Origin of the sequence: Draconibacterium mangrovi (assembly GCF_010586825.1) — a bacterium.
GTDB lineage: Bacteria > Bacteroidota > Bacteroidia > Bacteroidales > Prolixibacteraceae > Draconibacterium > Draconibacterium mangrovi.
In genome coordinates this window covers 1,563,403-1,580,375 of the sequence record NZ_JAAAGB010000001.1, presented here as the reverse complement: position 1 = coordinate 1,580,375, position 16,973 = coordinate 1,563,403, and the positions used below count along the sequence as shown (strand labels likewise).

Here is a 16,973-nt window from a genome sequence, read left to right as displayed (position 1 = left end):
TGTCGCATTTTAAATGCTTTTAAAGCACTTTTTTTGATATTTATGCCAAACAAAAAGCGCTTAAATCAATGATCTAAGCGCTTTTAATGTTTTTTGGTGTTTCACCAAGTACCCGGGGCGGGAATCGAACCCGCACTCCGTTGCCAGAACTGGATTTTGAATCCAGCGCGTCTACCAATTCCGCCACCCGGGCAAACTTCCTTTGTGGAAAATTGGTGTGCAAAACTAATTATTTAACCCGAATCAGCAAAATATTAATTCAAAATTTGCCTTTTACGGTCGATGTATTTTACCACTTTTCCATATACAATTAATGAAATAGCTGATACAGAAGCAATTCCTACAAAATAAAACCAGATATAATGTGCATTTACCGAAGCGGCTTCCCACTCGGCATGTGTGTCAAACAGTAAGGGATCGGGGCAATATTTGGTAAGCAACCAGCCCGAAAGGCCAAAACCAAGGATAGATGACAAGAACGAGTGCAAATGGCTAAAGCCAAGATACAAACCCTCTTCGCCTTTTGGTGCCTGTAGCGAAAAATACTCCAGGTAACGTGGCGAAATAAACGTTTCGGCCAGACCCTGGAATACAATACCTACAATCATCATAAAAGCAACGGGATGAAGACCTAATATAGGATCGCTGCCCATTAAATGTCCTGAGGCCATACAAAGTGCAGAAACCGGCATAATAAACATTCCCACTTTCATTGAAAACAGCGATGTTTTATTGTGCATCATTTGTGTAACAAAACCAACTGTAAGGAAAACTACCAGCGGATTTACGTTGGCAAACCACGAAATGGCACTACCCTCGCCTGCCAGTCGCAATACATATTTTGGCATGGTAGCATACAATTGGTGTTGCACCATCCAAAAGCCGGTAATAATAAGAATCAGGATTATTAAACGTGCATTTGAAAGCACTTTAATCAATGCATCGAATATCTGTGAAAAGCTCTTCGGTTCTTCGTGTGAACGACTTGCTTTGTAAAATAGGGCCACCAATATTACAGCCAAAAGGGTGACTCCTCCGGCAAAGTAGTTTAGCGTAACCAGTCCTTCATTACCCATGGCATCGCGCAATGGTTTTACAATGGTTTTACCCGAAAAAGCACCGATGTTTACCATCATATAAAAAATGGAGTAGCCTTGTGCGCGGGTTTCTTTGGTCGTTTCGCGAGCTACGGTTCCGGTAATACACGATTTTATGAACGATCCGCCAATCATAATCACTATCATTATCGGAATGATAATCCATTTCAAATTACTTTCACGAAGCCCATTAAACTGGGTTGTTTTAGTATATTCAACCAGACCTGATGATTCGAGCATTGTTGGTAGTATACCCATCGAAAAGTAGCCAATAGAAAGTAATGTAAAAGCGATGAGCAAAGATTTTTTAAAGCCAATTTTATCGGCCACAGCTCCGGCAAATGTTGGTAAAAAGTAAAGTCCTGCCGAAAAAGATCCGGCCAGAATTGCAGCCTGAAAATCGTTAAATCCTAAAATTCGCGATAAATAAAGTGTGATAACGATAAACACACCATAATACGCAGCTCGCTCTAATAACTCCACTGCATTAGCCACCCAAAAAGCCTTGGGGAACTTCACTTTTACTTTCTTTTCCATTCTTGTTAAATGATAGTTAAGATCAGCAAAAATAGCAGCTTAATCGAAAGCACAAAATGATATAAATTTCTTAAACATAATTTCAATCTTTTGCAAAGTATTTCTTTTTCATACCTTCGCAAATACCGTTAGAACTAATTGTACATGAACTCATTCGAAGAAAACAATCTATTCGAAAATATTCAGCAGGGCGATGAAAAAGCTTTTGAAAAGCTGTTTAAACTGTATTACGGATACCTGTGCAACTTTGCCACTAAACTAATTAACGATGATGTGGCTGCCGAAGAAATCGTTCAGGATTTGTTTGTGAAGTTTTGGGAGCGCCGGGCCGATCTTAAAGTTGAAACGTCGCTAAAAAACTATCTTTTTCGTTCGGTAAAAAACCTTTGCCTGAATCACATTAAACATAGTAATATAAAATTATTGTATGCTCAAAAAATGATTGCCGAATCGGAAATAAACAGTTTTAACAATGATTATATTGAAGTTGACCTGGCTGCCGACATTGCCAAAAGCATTGAAGAACTGCCCGAAAAACGTCGCGAAATATTCAGGTTGAGCCGCGAAGAAGGATTAAAATACCGCGAAATTGCCGAAAAATTAAATATTTCAATCAAAACAGTTGAAGCACAAATAAGTTTGGCAATCAAATCATTACGAGATAAATTAAACAAATATAACACCTTCATCTTCTACTTTTTTGTTAGCAGGACAAAAAATATTTAGGGGTAAATTACTTGTGTATTGTCATTTAAACGAGATGGGAAAAATGGAGAACATAGAAAAATTTGATTGGGAACTGGTTACCAAATATTTGAGTAACGAAACCAGTTCGCAGGAAAATAATGAGGTGGAGACCTGGTTAAATCAATCTGATAAAAACCGGGCGGAGTTTGAGCAGTATAAAAACATGCTCAATAAAGTAGATTCCTACTACCAGGCAAAAAAATTCGATGACGAAACAGCCTGGAAATCTGTACATACACAAATAAGCCCTGCTAAAGTTCGATCTATTCAGCTACAAAAAACAAGAAAGGAGGTTATTGCACAATTTTACAAATATGCTGCAATAGTTGTTATCGCACTTTTATTGGGTTCAGTTGTATATTACCTTGGTTTCCACAATCCGGAAAAGGCTTATTACAGCGAAACGATCTCGGCCAAAGATCAGGTATTGAACGAATATGTTTTACCCGATGGTTCGGTGGTTACTTTAAACAACGATTCGAAACTGCTGTTTCCGAAAAAGTTTAAAGGCAACACCCGCGAAGTTACCATCATTGGCGAAGCATTTTTTGATGTTCAGCGTAATCCCGAAAAACCGTTTGTAATAAATGCCGGCAATGCACAGGTTAAAGTTTTAGGTACCTCTTTTAACGTTAGTGCATACCCGGACGCAGAAACTGTTGAGGTTATTGTTAAAACAGGTAAAGTTCAGGTAATCAGCAAAAACGATATTCCTGAAATGGAAAGCCGCGAGGTATTTTTGTCTCCCGGCGAAAAAGGAACGCTGCATGTATCAAACTGCGAACTGATGAAAACGGTGAACAGCGATCCGAATTTCCTGTCCTGGAAAACACACGACCTCATTTTTAACACTGTTCCGTTACACGAAGTGGTTGAATGTCTTGAAAAAGCTTACCACATTGATATCGACGTGATGGAACCGGAGCTAAACGACCTCTTATACGAAGGTCATTTTGATCAGAAACCGGTTGATTTCGTTTTAAATGTAATTCGGCTCACATTTGATCTGGATTTATCGGTTGAAGGCAAACATTACACTTTAATGAGCCGTACAAACAATCAGTAAAGCTTTAAAGTCATGAAACCAATAAAATGGAATAAAATAAAAATTATTGTCCTAATGGCCTTGCTGGCATTGTTAGTGGTACCTAACACCAGTTTTGCCCAGGATACAAAGAGCCAGGCGCTCGATCAAAACATCAGTATTTATGCTGAAGACGAGCCACTTTCGGATGTTATTGAAAAGATCTGTAAATACCTGGACATTGATTACTCGTACAACGCAGAAATGGTTGCGGATAAAAAAATCAGTTTAAACGTATCGAACAAGCCATTAAAATATGTGCTCGATAAACTGATGAAAGATTTCTACCTGCTTTTTGAAATTGAAGATAACCTGCTGGTAGTGCGCGATTACGTTCCTATCGATGAGAGTATGGAATACGAAAATACCACGCAACAATTTGCCAGTACCAATCGTGGTTTTCTTTTCGATAATCCGCGTGATAAACAAATCACCATAAAATTTAAATCGGCCAGTAACTTAATTATCATTCCGGTGAATATTAATGATTCGGATACGCTGAATTTTATTCTCGACACAGGCGTACGATATCCGATTATTACCGAGCTTCCGTTTATTAACAAACTGAATTTGAACTACATGATGCCGGTTAAGGTACAAGGACTTGGAGAAGGAGAATCGTTAACAGCTTATCGTTCGGGCAATAACGTTATGCATATCGACGGATTAACCGCGCGTAACCAGGAAGTACAAATGATTATCGATGAGAACTTCCAGATTTCGCACATGTTAGGTATTCCGGTTCACGGATTGATTGGCTTTAACCTGTTTAAAGATTACATTGTAAAAGTTGATTACCTGAATGAAAAACTGACATTGTACAAACCTGAATATTACAAGTACCGCGACCGCGACAAAGACATTATTATGCCCTTACATTTTGATGGAAACAAACCTTTTGTGCGCACCACAATTGTTACCGACGAAATGAAAGAAGTTCCGGTAAAACTATTGGTTGACACCGGTGCCAGCGATGCGCTTTGGTTATCAGAAAGTTCAGACGAACGTATTAATCTGCCGCAAAAACACATTGAAACATTTTTGGGCCGCGGTTTAAATGGCGACCTGTACGGAACAAAAGGACGTATTGATGCAATTTGGGTTGGGCCACTGCTGCTTACAAAACCAATTGTAGCCTTTCCGAACTCCAAAAATATCGATAGCCTGATATCCGTGAACGGCAGGAACGGAACCATTGGCGCAGAAATTTTAAGGCGCTTTTATGTTACAATCGACTATAGAAACAGCCGATTAACACTACGCCCAAATAATAAAATTAAGGAGGACTTTAATTACAATATGAGTGGAATGGAAGTTACCAATCCGATGCCCGGGTTACCCATTTTCACCATTGCCGATATCCGTGAAAATTCGCCCGCACACATTGCCGGGCTGCAGGAAAACGACCAGATTATTCGTATTAACAGCAGTAATCACCAGTCGTTGGAGTTAAATGATATTAACCTGCTGCTTCAAAGCCGTGAAGACAAAAAAATTAAACTCACTGTATTACGTAATGGAGAAGAGTTTAAAACTTCTTTTGAGCTGAAAAAGATGTTTTAATGAAACAAGTAAAACAACTGATCATATTTGTAACCATCCTGTTGCTATCTTTTACTACAAAAGGCCAACAACAGGATGGCTCTATTTTCGAGCGCCGCATAAGTATTTATCAAACCGATCAGTCGCTCGATTTTGTTTTGGAACAGATCAGTTGGCAGGCAAATGTATTTTTTTCCTACGATGCCACTATTTTCAATCCTGCGCAAAAAGTAAGTATTTCGGCCCAGGATAAGTCGCTATACACCGTTCTGAATACTTTGCTCGACACCACCCAATATCGTTTTAGCGAGTTGCAAAACCAGGTAATTATTACCCGAATATCAGACGATAAAACGCTGCCGGCAGTACAGGATTCAGTTCCGGTTAAGTATTTTTTTCTGTCGGGTAAGTTAATTGAAAGCCGAAAAGGGCGGCCCGTTGAGTTTGCATCGATATCTATTTTAGATAAACCAATTGGTACTATCAGTAATACCGATGGCGAGTTTTTGCTTAAAGTTCATCCGGCGTATATCGCCGATACCATTGTTATTTCGTGCATGGGGTACGAGCAAAAGTTGTTACCGGCCAACCAGTTGCTCGATGAAGATCTTTTTATTCTTGAACCGGCTTCAATAAAAATAAAGGAGATAAAAGTTACAGCAATCACACCCGAAAAATTGTTGAAGAATATGCGGGCCAATTATGAAAAGAATTATACGCCATCAAGCAAACTGATGACAGCCTTTTACCGCGAAACTGTTAAACAAGATAAAAATTATATAAGTGTTTCGGAAGCGGTGATGGAAGTGTTAAAAGCACCTTATATTGGCACCTCTCGCGGAGATTTGGTGCGTTTGTTAAAAGGGCGAAAAAGTCGAGAAGTTCAACCTTTTAAGTGGCTGAATTTCAAACTGATGGGAGGCCCCTTTACCATTACCGAACTGGATGCCGTAAAAACCGTTGAAACTTTTATTGATCCCGAATACGAGCGTGTGTATGAATATCAGATCAGCGATGTGATATTGTATGAAAACCAACCGGTTTATGTGGTAAAATTTCAAGCTCAATCCGGCGAATTTTACCCGCCTTTTGAAGGCGAAATGTATGTTCATCGTGAAACATTTGCCTTGGTGCATGCCAATTACCACTTAGATAAGGTGGGATTAAAAAAGGCCGAGGAGATTATGATTAAAAAGAAACCACGAAATGTGAAAGCGCGGCCAACCTACGTAAATTACCAGGTTAATTACCGGCAATACCAGGGAAAATGGCATTTGGCTTCGGCAAAAGCTTCGGTAAAATTTAAAGTCCGAAGCAAAAGAGACCGCATAAACTCCGAGTTTCACAGCGTCTCCGACCTGTTAATCACCAATATTCAACCCACTGATTTAAAGCGTTTCAATAAAGACGAACGTTTTACCCGCAACGACATTTTTGTGGAGGTTTTGGGTGCCTACGACGAAAAATTCTGGGAAAACTACAACATCATTAAACCGAACGAAAGCCTGCGAAATGCTTTTAAACAATCGCTGTTTAACTGATTTATTCCAATTTTAATGGCGAATGAGCGTTAATAATGGTATTATCTTACTATTCCAAGGTTTTTGCGTAATTTTGTGGCTTATAATCAGAAACAATGGAACAATACAGCACAAGACAGAATAAAATCTCAAGGCTCATTCAACGCGAGATGGCCGAAATCCTTTTAAAAGTAAACAAAGAACGTTTCCCGGGTAAATTGCTTAGCGTTACCGGAGTGCGCATTACAAAAGATCTATCCATTGCGCGCATTCACCTCAGTATTTTTCCCTCGGAATTTGCCAAGGAAATATTGGAAGAAATCAAACTTACGGGCAAACAATTGCGTGGCGAACTGGGCCGAAAAACTGGAAAAAGCCTGCGTGTTATTCCTGATCTGGAATTTTACATAGACGACAGCCTCGATTATATCGACAATATTGATAACCTGCTGAAAAAATAGTTTCCAAAACTTTTCGTTTTCAAACAAAACACCGGCGTTTGAACTTACCATTTTTCATAGCAAAACGATACTTGTTCTCGAAAAAGAAACAAAATATTATTAACATAATATCATGGATTTCGATGGCTGGAATTGTGGTAGGTACCATGGCAATTATCATCATTGTTTCGGTATTAAACGGGTTTACCGATCTGATTGGCGTGTTCTACAGCGACTTCGATCCTGATATTAAAATTTCGTCGGTTGAAGGGAAAATGTTTGATCCCAATACTATTGATATTGAACAAATTAAAGCCTTACCCGACGTAGTCTCGTATGCAGAAGTTGTTGAAGAAGTTGCTTTGTTGCGCTATGGAAAACGCCAGTTTGCGGCAACAATTAAAGGTGTTCCCGATAATTATCCGGATTATACGAATATCGATAAATTGCTGATTGAAGGCGAATATTACCTCAAAAAAGACGGAATAGATTACGCTGTTGTGGGCCGCGGAATTGCCAATAATCTTGGCGTTGGCGTTTCCTTTCTCGATCCGCTGCATGTTTATGTGCCCAAAAAAGGGAAACAGGTTTCACTAAATCCTTCACGGGCTTTTAACCACGACTACCTGTTTCCGTCGGCGGTGTTTGCTGTGCTCGAAGATGTGGATGCCAAATACATGCTGGTATCGAAAGCGTTTGCCACCCGGCTTTTTGAGAGTGAAAACAACATTTCTGCCATTGAATTGTCCGTTGCCGACGGAACCGATGTTGATGCTATTCAGGATAAACTGGAAGAAATTGTCGGCCCCGGGTTTCACGTGAAAAATAAAGAACAGCAACACGATTTGGTATTTAAAACCATGAAATCGGAAAAATGGGCGGTATATTTTATCCTTGTATTTATTTTGCTGCTGGCTTCGGGGAATATGATCGGCAATCTAACCATGCTTTATATCGATAAAAAAGAGGACATTTCTATTTTGGGAAGCATGGGCTTGCAGGAAGAACAAATAAACCGGATTTTTCTTTACGAAGGCTGGTTAATTTCGCTGGCAGGAGGAGTTTTAGGTACCATCCTGGGTGTTTTTGTGTGCTGGTTACAAAATGCTTTTGGCCTGATAAAATTGCCGGGTGCCGGTGGTTCATTTGTTATTTCGGCCTACCCGGTTCATATCATTTTTACCGACATCATTTTGGCATTTGCCGCGGTTTTAATTATTGGATTTATTGCCTCATGGTACCCCGTTAAATTCATGTCGAACAAACAGTTAGCTCCTTCAAATATCGCATGATTGAAGAATTTTCAAAACTGACTTTCCTTAGATTTTCAGCCATATTTTTGTTTTAACTTGCACCTGATAACATCTAACAAGTTATATGTAAATGAAACGAGCTTCTACAACTTTTTCTGATAAACCTTGTGATTATAGCGAGTTACATGAGTTGCCGAAAAATATAAATACTAACGAATGAAAGCAATTGTAAAAAGTAAACCTGAAAAAGGCATTTGGATGGAAGATGTTCCGATGCCTACTGTCAGACCCAACGATATTCTCCTGAAAGTACATAAATCAGCCATTTGCGGCACCGATTTACATATTTACAAATGGGACGAATGGGCGCAACAAACCATTAAAACGCCGGTAACTATTGGCCACGAATACATGGGAACCGTTGTTGAAGTGGGCTCGGAAGTTGACCGCGTAAAAGTGGGTGAACGTGTTACCGTTGAAGGTCATATTTCGTGTGGATTTTGCCGAAACTGCAGGCGCGGTCGTCAGCATATTTGCGACAATACCATTGGAATTGGAGTAAACCGCGATGGTGGTTTTGCTGAATATATTTCAGTTCCGGCGAAAAACGTGCTGCATGTTGATGACCGGATTTCGGATGAGATGATGGCGATTATGGATCCGCTGGGAAATGCCACACACACCGCTTTATCGTTTCCTTTACTGGGCGAGGATGTATTAATTACCGGCATTGGCGGGCCGATTGGAGCCATGGCAGCAGCAATTTGCAAATTTGCCGGAGCACGTAATATCATCGGCACCGATTTAAGTAAATACCGTCGCGATCTGGCCCGAAAAATGGGTGCCACGCGTGTTATCGATCCTACCAAAGAAAGCATTAAAGAAGCCATGCAAGTACATCATATGGTGAGTGGTTTCGATATTGGATTGGAATGCTCGGGTTCGCCGATTGCCTTTAACGACATGGTAAATCACATGTACAACGGCGGAAAGATCAGTTTGCTTGGTTTGCTGCCCGAACGTACTCAAATAAACTGGAGTAAACTCATTTTCAAAGGATTAACACTTAAAGGAATTTATGGCCGCGAAATGTACGAAACCTGGTACCACATGGAAATGATGCTTACCACCGGCCTCGATATCTCGCCTATTATTACCCACCGATTTAAAGCCGACGATTACCAGGAAGCCTTTGAAATTATGGAATCAGGCGACTGCGGAAAGATCATTTTGGATTGGGAATAAGAGAATGATGAATTTTGATTAACGAATTTTGATTTCAGATGTGAATGGTTCTATTAGCTCTTTACTTCTAAAATCTTAATTCGTTAATCATCATTCGATATTCATAAATAACCATACTAAACACATAATCTTCATTTCATTTGTTGTTCCACCATTGTTCCACGTGAAAAATCATCAGGTGTTTCGGGAAATTTCCTGATAAACATCAGAAAAACTACCTTTGCAGAAAATTAAAGAGCTTGAAAGAAGGATTAGTAATAAAATCGACCGGTAGCTGGTACACCGTGGAGGATGAAAACGGAAATACCTACGAATGCAAAATAAAGGGCAAATTTCGCATTAAAGGAATTCGAAACACAAACCCCGTTGCCGTGGGCGATCGTGTGGGATTTACGCTCCAAAACGTGTCTGCCGACGAAAATGTGGCACAAGTTGGTTTGATTACCAAAATCAACGAACGCAAAAATTACATTATTCGCCGATCTATCAATCTTTCGAAACAGGCACATATTATTGCTGCCAACATCGACCAGGCCGTTTTGGTAGTAACCATGCAATACCCGGTTACCACAACCACTTTTATCGATCGTTACCTGGCATCAGCCGAGGCGTACCGTATTCCGGTTATGATTGTTTTTAACAAAGCAGACCGCTATAACGAAGACGAAACGGAAGAGATGGACCTGTTGATGCAGATCTACCGCAATATCGGCTATAAATGCCTTAAAACGTCGGCTAAAGAAGGAACCGGTATCGAAGAGTTTAAAGAAGCTTTAAAAGACAAAACCAACGTAATTAACGGTCATAGCGGTGTTGGAAAATCTACACTCATTAATCTTATTCAGCCGGGTTTGAATCTGAGGACCATGGAGATTTCCGACTCACACAAAACCGGAAAACATACCACTACCTATTCTCAACTGTTTAAGCTGAATTTTGGCGGGTATATTATCGATACGCCGGGAATTAAAGCCTTTGGTGTTTTGGAAATGGAACCGTGGGAGATTTCGCATTATTTTGTTGAGATATTTAAATATTCGGAGCATTGCCAGTACAACAATTGCTCGCATACTCACGAACCCGGTTGTGCCGTTAAAGAAGCCGTGGAAAACTATCAGATCGCTCCTTCCCGTTTCAGAAGTTACCTGGGATTACTGGAACCGGATGATAAACACCGACCTGCATTTTAAGCAAAAAAGAAAGGCGCAAGTTGAATCAACCAGCGCCTTTCGCTAAAATATTTTTATCCTTATTCTAGTGATCCCTAAAATTCCATTTAGAATTGTCACTGTTAAAATCAAATTCAGCAAGCGTAGGTGTACTGTCACCTGATGATACCAACGCCAGCTTTTTATCTGAATTTGGAACTACCTTAGGCATTATTCTGTACGTACCGTCAATTAATTGCTCAATTCTCCACAATTGCTCGTCAGCGCCTGTAAATTCAGGTACTGCAATTACTTCAGCATCTGCTGTTGCTGCCAATGCACGTTCTGTTCCTTCAATAACGATTTTATAGTAAGGCCCACCCAAATATCCACCGGCTTCAGGTACTGCAGTTATCGTCCATCGTTGGTGCGGACGGAACATATAATCACCAATTCTTACACCTATGTCTCCTTTTGGCCAGGTGTCGATTACATCTTCTAAAGTTTGCGAAGGAATAGGTTCAACCGGTTTGTCTGCATCTTCCCAAAACCGGTGTGTTCCACGTGGCATACGCACAAAATCAACCACTAATTCCAAAGCATATCCTCTTCTTTCCGATTCAATTTCGTAAGTTCCTTCTTTAAACGGATCACCTGCAACCGGCCAGTCATTTTTCCAAAGTAACGGACGAATCCCAAGTACACTGCGGCCACTACGATCTAAATCAGCTTCAAAATGGCATGACATTTTTTGAACGCCTTCATCAATAGTTATTAATCCGAAATGGCCAGGACCGGTAACTCTTCCACCGGCAGCAATAACCATTTTTCCACCGCCTTTAAGCATTTCTCTTCCCATATTATCAACATACGGGCCGGTTACTTCTTTTGAACGGCCAACTACAATATTGTAAGTAGAGTTGGCACCATCGCAGCAGGTTCCGTGTGTACCCAGCAGATAATACCATCCGTTACGGTACATCATGGTTGTTGCCTCGCAATCGATGGCAATATCTATTGCCTCATTACCTTCAACACGTTTCCCAGTTTCAGGATCAAGCTCAATAAGACGAATAAAGCCAAAATAAGTTCCGTACGAACACCATAAGCGCCCTGTCGTAGGATCGAGCAACAATCCCGGATCAATGGCATCATTATCTTCCATTCCTTCCGATTTTACCACTTCAATAGGTTCTGAATATTCAAAATCAGGAGAATTTGGATCGAGTGTTTTGTTCCACATGGTTAGAATTCTTCCATTATGTCCGCCTCCCAGGCCACCACCGGTTGCGCCATAAACTACAATGTAACGGTCACCTATTTTCATTGCATCAGGAGCAGCACCACCACCGGGTCTTACTCCCCCGCCATTCCATACCCAACCATCTTCGGATATTAAACCACCTCTACCTGTTCCAAAAGTATAATACTTACCGTCGCATTCCATTATAGTTGAAGGGTCATGTATATATGGTTTGCCTACTTGTGCCATTACTGTTTCGCAGATTAACAGCGATAAAAGAGCTATTGAGCCCAATATTCTGATTTGTTTCATAATAATTCCAATTTCGATTCAATTTAGATTTAAAATAGTTTGACTAAACAATGTTATTCACAGGTAACTGTGATGTTTTTGATTGGCTCGCCTTTTTCATCCAGAAAACGAACACAAAAATCGCTCATTCCCGGCCCGTTAATTACAACGCCACGGACAATATTTTTCCCTTTCTTAAGTGTTAATCGGGAAGATACACAATCATCCATTACCATACGTCTGTCGCCAGAAAGCAGTAATGTTTCGTCCCCGTTTAACCACCACATCGATGCTGAGTTTGAACCCACTGCCATTCTCACATTTTCCATGTCCTCAGGCGCGTTAACAACGGTTACTGCCCAAAACACCACTCCGTAAATGGGTTTAGTTAATCCATAAGCGAAACGGAATAATTTAACGTTGAATAACTTACTGTCCAATGCATGCCAGGCCAGTTCAGTTTCCCCCACTTTTACTATGTCACCATCTTTAGGCAGAATAGTAAACTGGTTCGGGAAATAAAGCGTATCGAATGCTGCACGAAGATAGCTGTCGGTAAATACAGTATTACTACGGTTGGGTTTACTAATTGGTTCTAATAGTAACCAACGTTGAATAAAACCATCCTTATCCGGGGTACTTTCTTCAAGCGATACCGGAGTAAAATAAGCATCGATACTTCTTCCTGTAGTATCGGTTAAAGCAGGATCATCCATCTGACGTCCTGGTCTTCCTTGTTGGGCTTTTAATTCAGAACCAACCAGAATAAAAAGGCTAAGCGCCAATAAAAAAGTCTTTTGTCTTACGTTCATAATTACATCTTTTCAGAGTTTAAGATTTATTTTTTTTATTAATCAATATTGCGAATGGTCATAATTCCATTACTCCTCATTTTCAGGTATGGAAACCGTGTACTTTTTCTTCAAAATTAAGTCGATGTAGGTTTTGGGATTTTAGTTTTTGAATATTTGATTTCTATTTTTACACATATTTCATCATTTCAGGGAATAAAAAGACTCTATGACACTTCAAACTGAATAACTGACAATTGCCAATCGATCCATTTGTTATAATCCACCTCCGGAAACGGGTGAATGGCCACTAGTTCGATTATTTGATTATTTAGTATTAAATAGAACTGACTTTTTAGAAAAACATAAGTTTAATAGTCTTGATATAAAATTAAAGATTCGCTCTTATACCAATTGTGTCTTAATAAATCATAATGGAGAAAACTGTTTTCTGAATCTTGAGGGTAGTTATTTCAGTTATAAACAAAATTCGATTCTTTAAAGAATCTGTATCCGATCGGATCTTTTAATAGATAATATCTATTCTGCTGATTTTATAAATCCACCACCAATCAATCTGTCGTTATGATAAAATACTGCAGTTTGTCCGGGTGCAATCATGGCTTCAGGTTCTAATAATTCGACCTGTGCCACAGTATCGTTTAAAATATGCAAATTACAGGGGGTTTCCTGAAGCCTGTAACGCACCTTTACTATTAGTTTCAAATCGCTATCAACTATCTCTTTATCAAGTATATAATAATTCTCAAGAAGGAGTTTAGAGCGGTACAAATCGTCGTATTTTGCCAACACAATTTCGTTGTCATCTAGACGAAATTCGGCTACAAATAGCGGAAAATTAAGATTCAGTCCCAATCCGCGACGTTGTCCGATGGTATAATTGAAAATTCCCTTATGCTCACCCAAAATGTTCCCGAATTGGTCAACAAAATTTCCGGGTTGCGATTTTATGCCCCTCTTTTTTAGAAATTGACGGTAATCATTTCCCTCAATAAAACATATCCCCAGGCTGTCTTTTTTTTCCGACAAGGATAAAAATCCTTTTTCCCGGGCCAGATTCCTAATCTCGGTTTTTTTTAAGTTACCCAATGGAAAAATCAGTTTATCGATGATCTCGCGAGGCAATCCCCAAAGAAAAAAGGATTGATCTTTTTCCGGATCCTCACCCTGAAAGATATATTCCTGTCCATTATAGATTCCGGTTTTCACATAATGTCCGGTAGCGATTGAATCGCAATTCATTGCATTCGCGTATTTGTCCAGGTATTTAAATTTCAGCTTAGGGTTACAATATGCACACGGGAAAGGTGTGCGACCGTTTATATATTCGTCGATAAAGTAACGAATAACATATTCTTCAAACTCCTTTCGCAGATCTATGGTAATGTGTTGAATTTTTAAGCGATTAGCCAAATCAGTAGCATCTTTTAAAAAGTGATGATTTTGATCATCGGTACCACTAAAAAGAAATGTAACTCCAATAACAGTAAAACCCTGCTCTTGTAATAACATCGCCGAAACAGAACTGTCAATTCCTCCACTCATCCCCAGCAAAACACGCTTATTCATTTCAATATGATTGTAAATTTTTAACGGTATTCAATAAACTCACTTCTAAGTTTTGGTTTGATCAGCTGATAGGATCCGGTATTTTTATTCCTTTTCTTTCTGAAAATACTTGTGCACAACCCGAGCTTTAGCTTTTCCAATCGATGCTTCCAAAGCCTCAAGACTTTGTAGTTTTATCTGTTTAACTGACTTAAAATCCTTCAATAATTTCTCGGTAGTCTTCTCCCCTATTCCGTCTATATTTCCTAATTCAGATGTTATAAAAGCTTTCGAGCGTTTATCCCGATGAAATGTAATTCCAAAACGGTGTGCTTCGTCTCTTAGATGCTGAATTACTTTTAACGTTTCAGAATTTTTATTGATATAAAGAGGAACTGAATCTCCTGGAAAATAAATTTCTTCCAGCCGTTTTGCGATCCCGATTACCGTAATTTTGCCGCGTAGTTCCAGCTTGTCCATCGCTTTCATTGTAGCCGACAACTGGCCTTTTCCTCCATCAACAACAATCAAATTAGGTAATGGTTTGTTTTCTTCTTTTAAACGTTTGTAACGCCGGTAAACCACCTCCTCCATCGAGGCAAAATCGTTTGGCCCTTCAACGGTTTTTATATTAAAATGACGGTATTCCTTTTTTGCCGGTTTGGCATTTTTAAAGACTACACACGCTGCAACCGGATTTGTTCCTTGCAGGTTACTGTTATCAAAACACTCAATTCGTTCGGGCAATTCCTTTAATTGTAAATCCTTTTTAATCGTTGTTAGTATACGATCCGTTCGTATTTTAGGATTTTTCAGTACCGCTTGTTTGTCTTTTTCCAGACGGAAATACTTTGCATTACGCATCGAAAGGTCTAATAATTGTTTCTTCTCCCCTCTTTGCGGTACCTTAAAGGTGACATTTTCAATCACATTTTCCAGTTTAAAAGGCACAAGAATTTCGCGTGCGTTACTAAAAATCTTCTGCCGTATTTCAATAATTCCGGCTAAAAGAAGCTCTTCAGTATTCTCGTCCAGACCCTTTTTAATCTCTAAAGTAAAGGTCTGAATAATGGCTCCTTTTATAATTTTCAGGTAATTGATGAAGGCAAAATTTTCATCCTCCTCAATAGAATACACATCAACATCTGTAATAACCGGAGACACTACAGTGGAACGGCTCTGATAACGTTTTAACGAATCATACTTTTCTTTGATTGCAGCAGCTTCTTCGAAATTTAAATTCTCCGCCATTTCTGCCATCATGCCTTCCAAATGCTTGATAACGCCTGAAATATTTCCTTTCAAAATATCTGTAATATCAGCAATTCCCTGGTCGTATTTCTCTGCTGAAATGTGTCCTTCACATGGTCCTTTACAATTTCCAATATGGTACTCCAGACAAACTTTATACTTGCCTGAAGTAATATTTTCGGGTGATAAATTATAGTTACAAGTCCGTAACTTATATTCCGATTTAAACAAATCAAGCAAAGTCCTGACGGTATAAATAGAAGTGTACGGACCGAAATATTTTGAGCCATCGCGAACCAGATCCCTGGTCTTAAAAACCCGTGGAAAAGGCTCGTTTTTTATACATATCCATGGATAGCTTTTATCATCCTTTAATCGAATATTATAACGTGGCTGATACTTTTTAATCAGATTATTTTCCAACAACAAAGCATCTTGCTCACTCTCCACCACCATGTGCTTTATATCGGTAATATTGCGTACCAATAAAGCCGTTTTCCGGTGATCGTGATTCTTTGTAAAATACGAAGAAACCCGCTTTCGCAGGTTCTTTGCTTTTCCGATGTAGATTATCGTATTCGATTGATCGAAATACTGATAAATCCCGGGCTTATTCGGCAACACCGATATAAGCGTTTTTAAGTGATCAATATTTTTATTTACCGTCTTATATTTCAATTACTGATATTTTACTAATACCTGAGTTTCGTATTCTTTTAGTATCGCCTTATTAGGTGTATCAATAAATTCAAGATCGCAAATAAAGCTGAAATAAATATTCTCAACACCACACTTTTTTGCCAGATTTAATGCCGCGACAGCGGTTCCTCCGGTGGCCAACAAATCATCGTGAATCAAAACCACATCATTTTTTTCCAATGCGTCACTATGCATTTCTACACTATCCATTCCATATTCCAGTTCATAAGATTCACTCAAAACTGCACTTGGCAATTTTCCTTTCTTACGAATCGGAACAAAGCCGGCATCAAGACGATCAGCAATTGCACCACCAAAAACAAAACCGCGTGCTTCAAGACCAACAACTTTTGTAATTCCTTTCTCCTTAAAATTTTCCACGATTGTATTCGTAACAAATCTTAATGCCTCTTTATTTTTAAACAGCGTTGTTACATCTTTAAAGCTTATCCCCTCTTTTGGATAATCCGGAATCTCACGTATTTCTCTTTTTAAATCCATTTTCACATAATTGTT

14 protein-coding genes and 1 tRNA gene are annotated in these 16,973 nt (G+C 39.3%); 8 read left to right on the top strand and 7 right to left on the bottom strand.

Translation table 11 applies throughout. The features are described 5' to 3' along the window. Positions 1–109: 109 nt before the first annotated feature. A tRNA-Leu gene (locus G4420_RS06540) sits at positions 110–193 on the bottom strand. Between the two features lie 61 nt (positions 194–254). Next, positions 255–1,634, bottom strand: coding sequence for an MFS transporter (locus G4420_RS06535; RefSeq protein WP_163322732.1), 1,380 nt, complete (start codon positions 1,632–1,634; stop codon positions 255–257). Between the two features lie 144 nt (positions 1,635–1,778). Between G4420_RS06535 and G4420_RS06530 the strand changes: the two genes are divergently transcribed. The 8 genes from G4420_RS06530 (at position 1,779) to rsgA (ending at position 10,655) form a co-directional block, all read left to right on the top strand. After that, positions 1,779–2,360 (top strand): RNA polymerase sigma-70 factor, encoded by a 582-nt coding sequence (locus G4420_RS06530; protein ID WP_163322731.1) that lies wholly within the window; start codon positions 1,779–1,781, stop codon positions 2,358–2,360. 43 nt (positions 2,361–2,403) lie between these two features. Beyond that, positions 2,404–3,447, top strand: coding sequence for a FecR family protein (locus tag G4420_RS06525; protein WP_163322730.1), 1,044 nt, complete (start codon positions 2,404–2,406; stop codon positions 3,445–3,447). Between the two features lie 12 nt (positions 3,448–3,459). Then, entirely contained in the window at positions 3,460–5,028 is a 1,569-nt protein-coding gene (locus tag G4420_RS06520) for an aspartyl protease family protein (protein ID WP_163322729.1), read from the top strand. Beyond that, on the top strand, positions 5,028–6,548 hold the full coding sequence (locus G4420_RS06515) for an STN and carboxypeptidase regulatory-like domain-containing protein (RefSeq protein WP_163322728.1): 1,521 nt from the start codon (positions 5,028–5,030) through the stop codon (positions 6,546–6,548). The genes G4420_RS06520 and G4420_RS06515 overlap by 1 nt, the downstream gene beginning before the upstream one ends. Before the next feature lie 95 nt (positions 6,549–6,643). After that, complete coding sequence (gene rbfA, locus G4420_RS06510) at positions 6,644–6,988, top strand: 30S ribosome-binding factor RbfA (RefSeq protein ID WP_163322727.1); 345 nt, start codon at positions 6,644–6,646, stop codon at positions 6,986–6,988. Positions 6,989–7,026: 38 nt separating this feature from the next. Next, positions 7,027–8,259 carry an ABC transporter permease gene (locus G4420_RS06505; RefSeq protein ID WP_163322726.1) on the top strand — a complete coding sequence of 411 codons (1,233 nt, stop codon included), beginning with the start codon at positions 7,027–7,029 and terminating at the stop codon, positions 8,257–8,259. A gap of 177 nt (positions 8,260–8,436) precedes the next feature. Then, positions 8,437–9,465 carry an L-threonine 3-dehydrogenase gene (gene tdh, locus G4420_RS06500; protein WP_163322725.1) on the top strand — a complete coding sequence of 343 codons (1,029 nt, stop codon included), beginning with the start codon at positions 8,437–8,439 and terminating at the stop codon, positions 9,463–9,465. A gap of 239 nt (positions 9,466–9,704) precedes the next feature. Continuing rightward, positions 9,705–10,655, top strand: a complete 951-nt coding sequence (gene rsgA, locus G4420_RS06495) for a ribosome small subunit-dependent GTPase A (protein ID WP_163322724.1) — start codon at positions 9,705–9,707, stop codon at positions 10,653–10,655. Positions 10,656–10,719: 64 nt separating this feature from the next. Here the strand turns inward: rsgA and G4420_RS06490 are convergent, their stop codons facing one another. From G4420_RS06490 to G4420_RS06470, 5 genes are all read right to left on the bottom strand, one after another. Next, positions 10,720–12,168, bottom strand: coding sequence for a family 43 glycosylhydrolase (locus G4420_RS06490; RefSeq protein WP_163322723.1), 1,449 nt, complete (start codon positions 12,166–12,168; stop codon positions 10,720–10,722). 53 nt (positions 12,169–12,221) lie between these two features. Beyond that, positions 12,222–12,959, bottom strand: coding sequence for an acetylxylan esterase (locus G4420_RS06485; RefSeq protein ID WP_163322722.1), 738 nt, complete (start codon positions 12,957–12,959; stop codon positions 12,222–12,224). A gap of 519 nt (positions 12,960–13,478) precedes the next feature. Beyond that, on the bottom strand, positions 13,479–14,528 hold the full coding sequence (gene mnmA / locus G4420_RS06480; protein WP_163322721.1) for a tRNA 2-thiouridine(34) synthase MnmA: 1,050 nt from the start codon (positions 14,526–14,528) through the stop codon (positions 13,479–13,481). An 84-nt stretch (positions 14,529–14,612) separates the two neighbouring features. Further along, positions 14,613–16,436 carry an excinuclease ABC subunit UvrC gene (gene uvrC / locus G4420_RS06475; RefSeq protein ID WP_204273608.1) on the bottom strand — a complete coding sequence of 608 codons (1,824 nt, stop codon included), beginning with the start codon at positions 16,434–16,436 and terminating at the stop codon, positions 14,613–14,615. Beyond that, a complete protein-coding gene (locus G4420_RS06470; protein ID WP_163322720.1) occupies positions 16,437–16,958 on the bottom strand; it encodes an adenine phosphoribosyltransferase in 522 nt (173 codons plus the stop codon). Between the last annotated feature and the right edge of the window lie 15 nt (positions 16,959–16,973).

Coding starts and splice junctions, on each gene's coding strand:
- G4420_RS06535 (WP_163322732.1), bottom strand. CDS start 1,634: ATGGAAAAGAAAGTAAAAGTGAAGTTCCCCAAGGCTTTTTGGGTGGCT.
- G4420_RS06530 (WP_163322731.1), top strand. CDS start 1,779: ATGAACTCATTCGAAGAAAACAATCTATTCGAAAATATTCAGCAGGGC.
- G4420_RS06525 (WP_163322730.1), top strand. CDS start 2,404: ATGGAGAACATAGAAAAATTTGATTGGGAACTGGTTACCAAATATTTG.
- G4420_RS06520 (WP_163322729.1), top strand. CDS start 3,460: ATGAAACCAATAAAATGGAATAAAATAAAAATTATTGTCCTAATGGCC.
- G4420_RS06515 (WP_163322728.1), top strand. CDS start 5,028: ATGAAACAAGTAAAACAACTGATCATATTTGTAACCATCCTGTTGCTA.
- rbfA (WP_163322727.1), top strand. CDS start 6,644: ATGGAACAATACAGCACAAGACAGAATAAAATCTCAAGGCTCATTCAA.
- tdh (WP_163322725.1), top strand. CDS start 8,437: ATGAAAGCAATTGTAAAAAGTAAACCTGAAAAAGGCATTTGGATGGAA.
- G4420_RS06490 (WP_163322723.1), bottom strand. CDS start 12,168: ATGAAACAAATCAGAATATTGGGCTCAATAGCTCTTTTATCGCTGTTA.
- G4420_RS06485 (WP_163322722.1), bottom strand. CDS start 12,959: ATGAACGTAAGACAAAAGACTTTTTTATTGGCGCTTAGCCTTTTTATT.
- mnmA (WP_163322721.1), bottom strand. CDS start 14,528: ATGAATAAGCGTGTTTTGCTGGGGATGAGTGGAGGAATTGACAGTTCT.
- G4420_RS06470 (WP_163322720.1), bottom strand. CDS start 16,958: ATGGATTTAAAAAGAGAAATACGTGAGATTCCGGATTATCCAAAAGAG.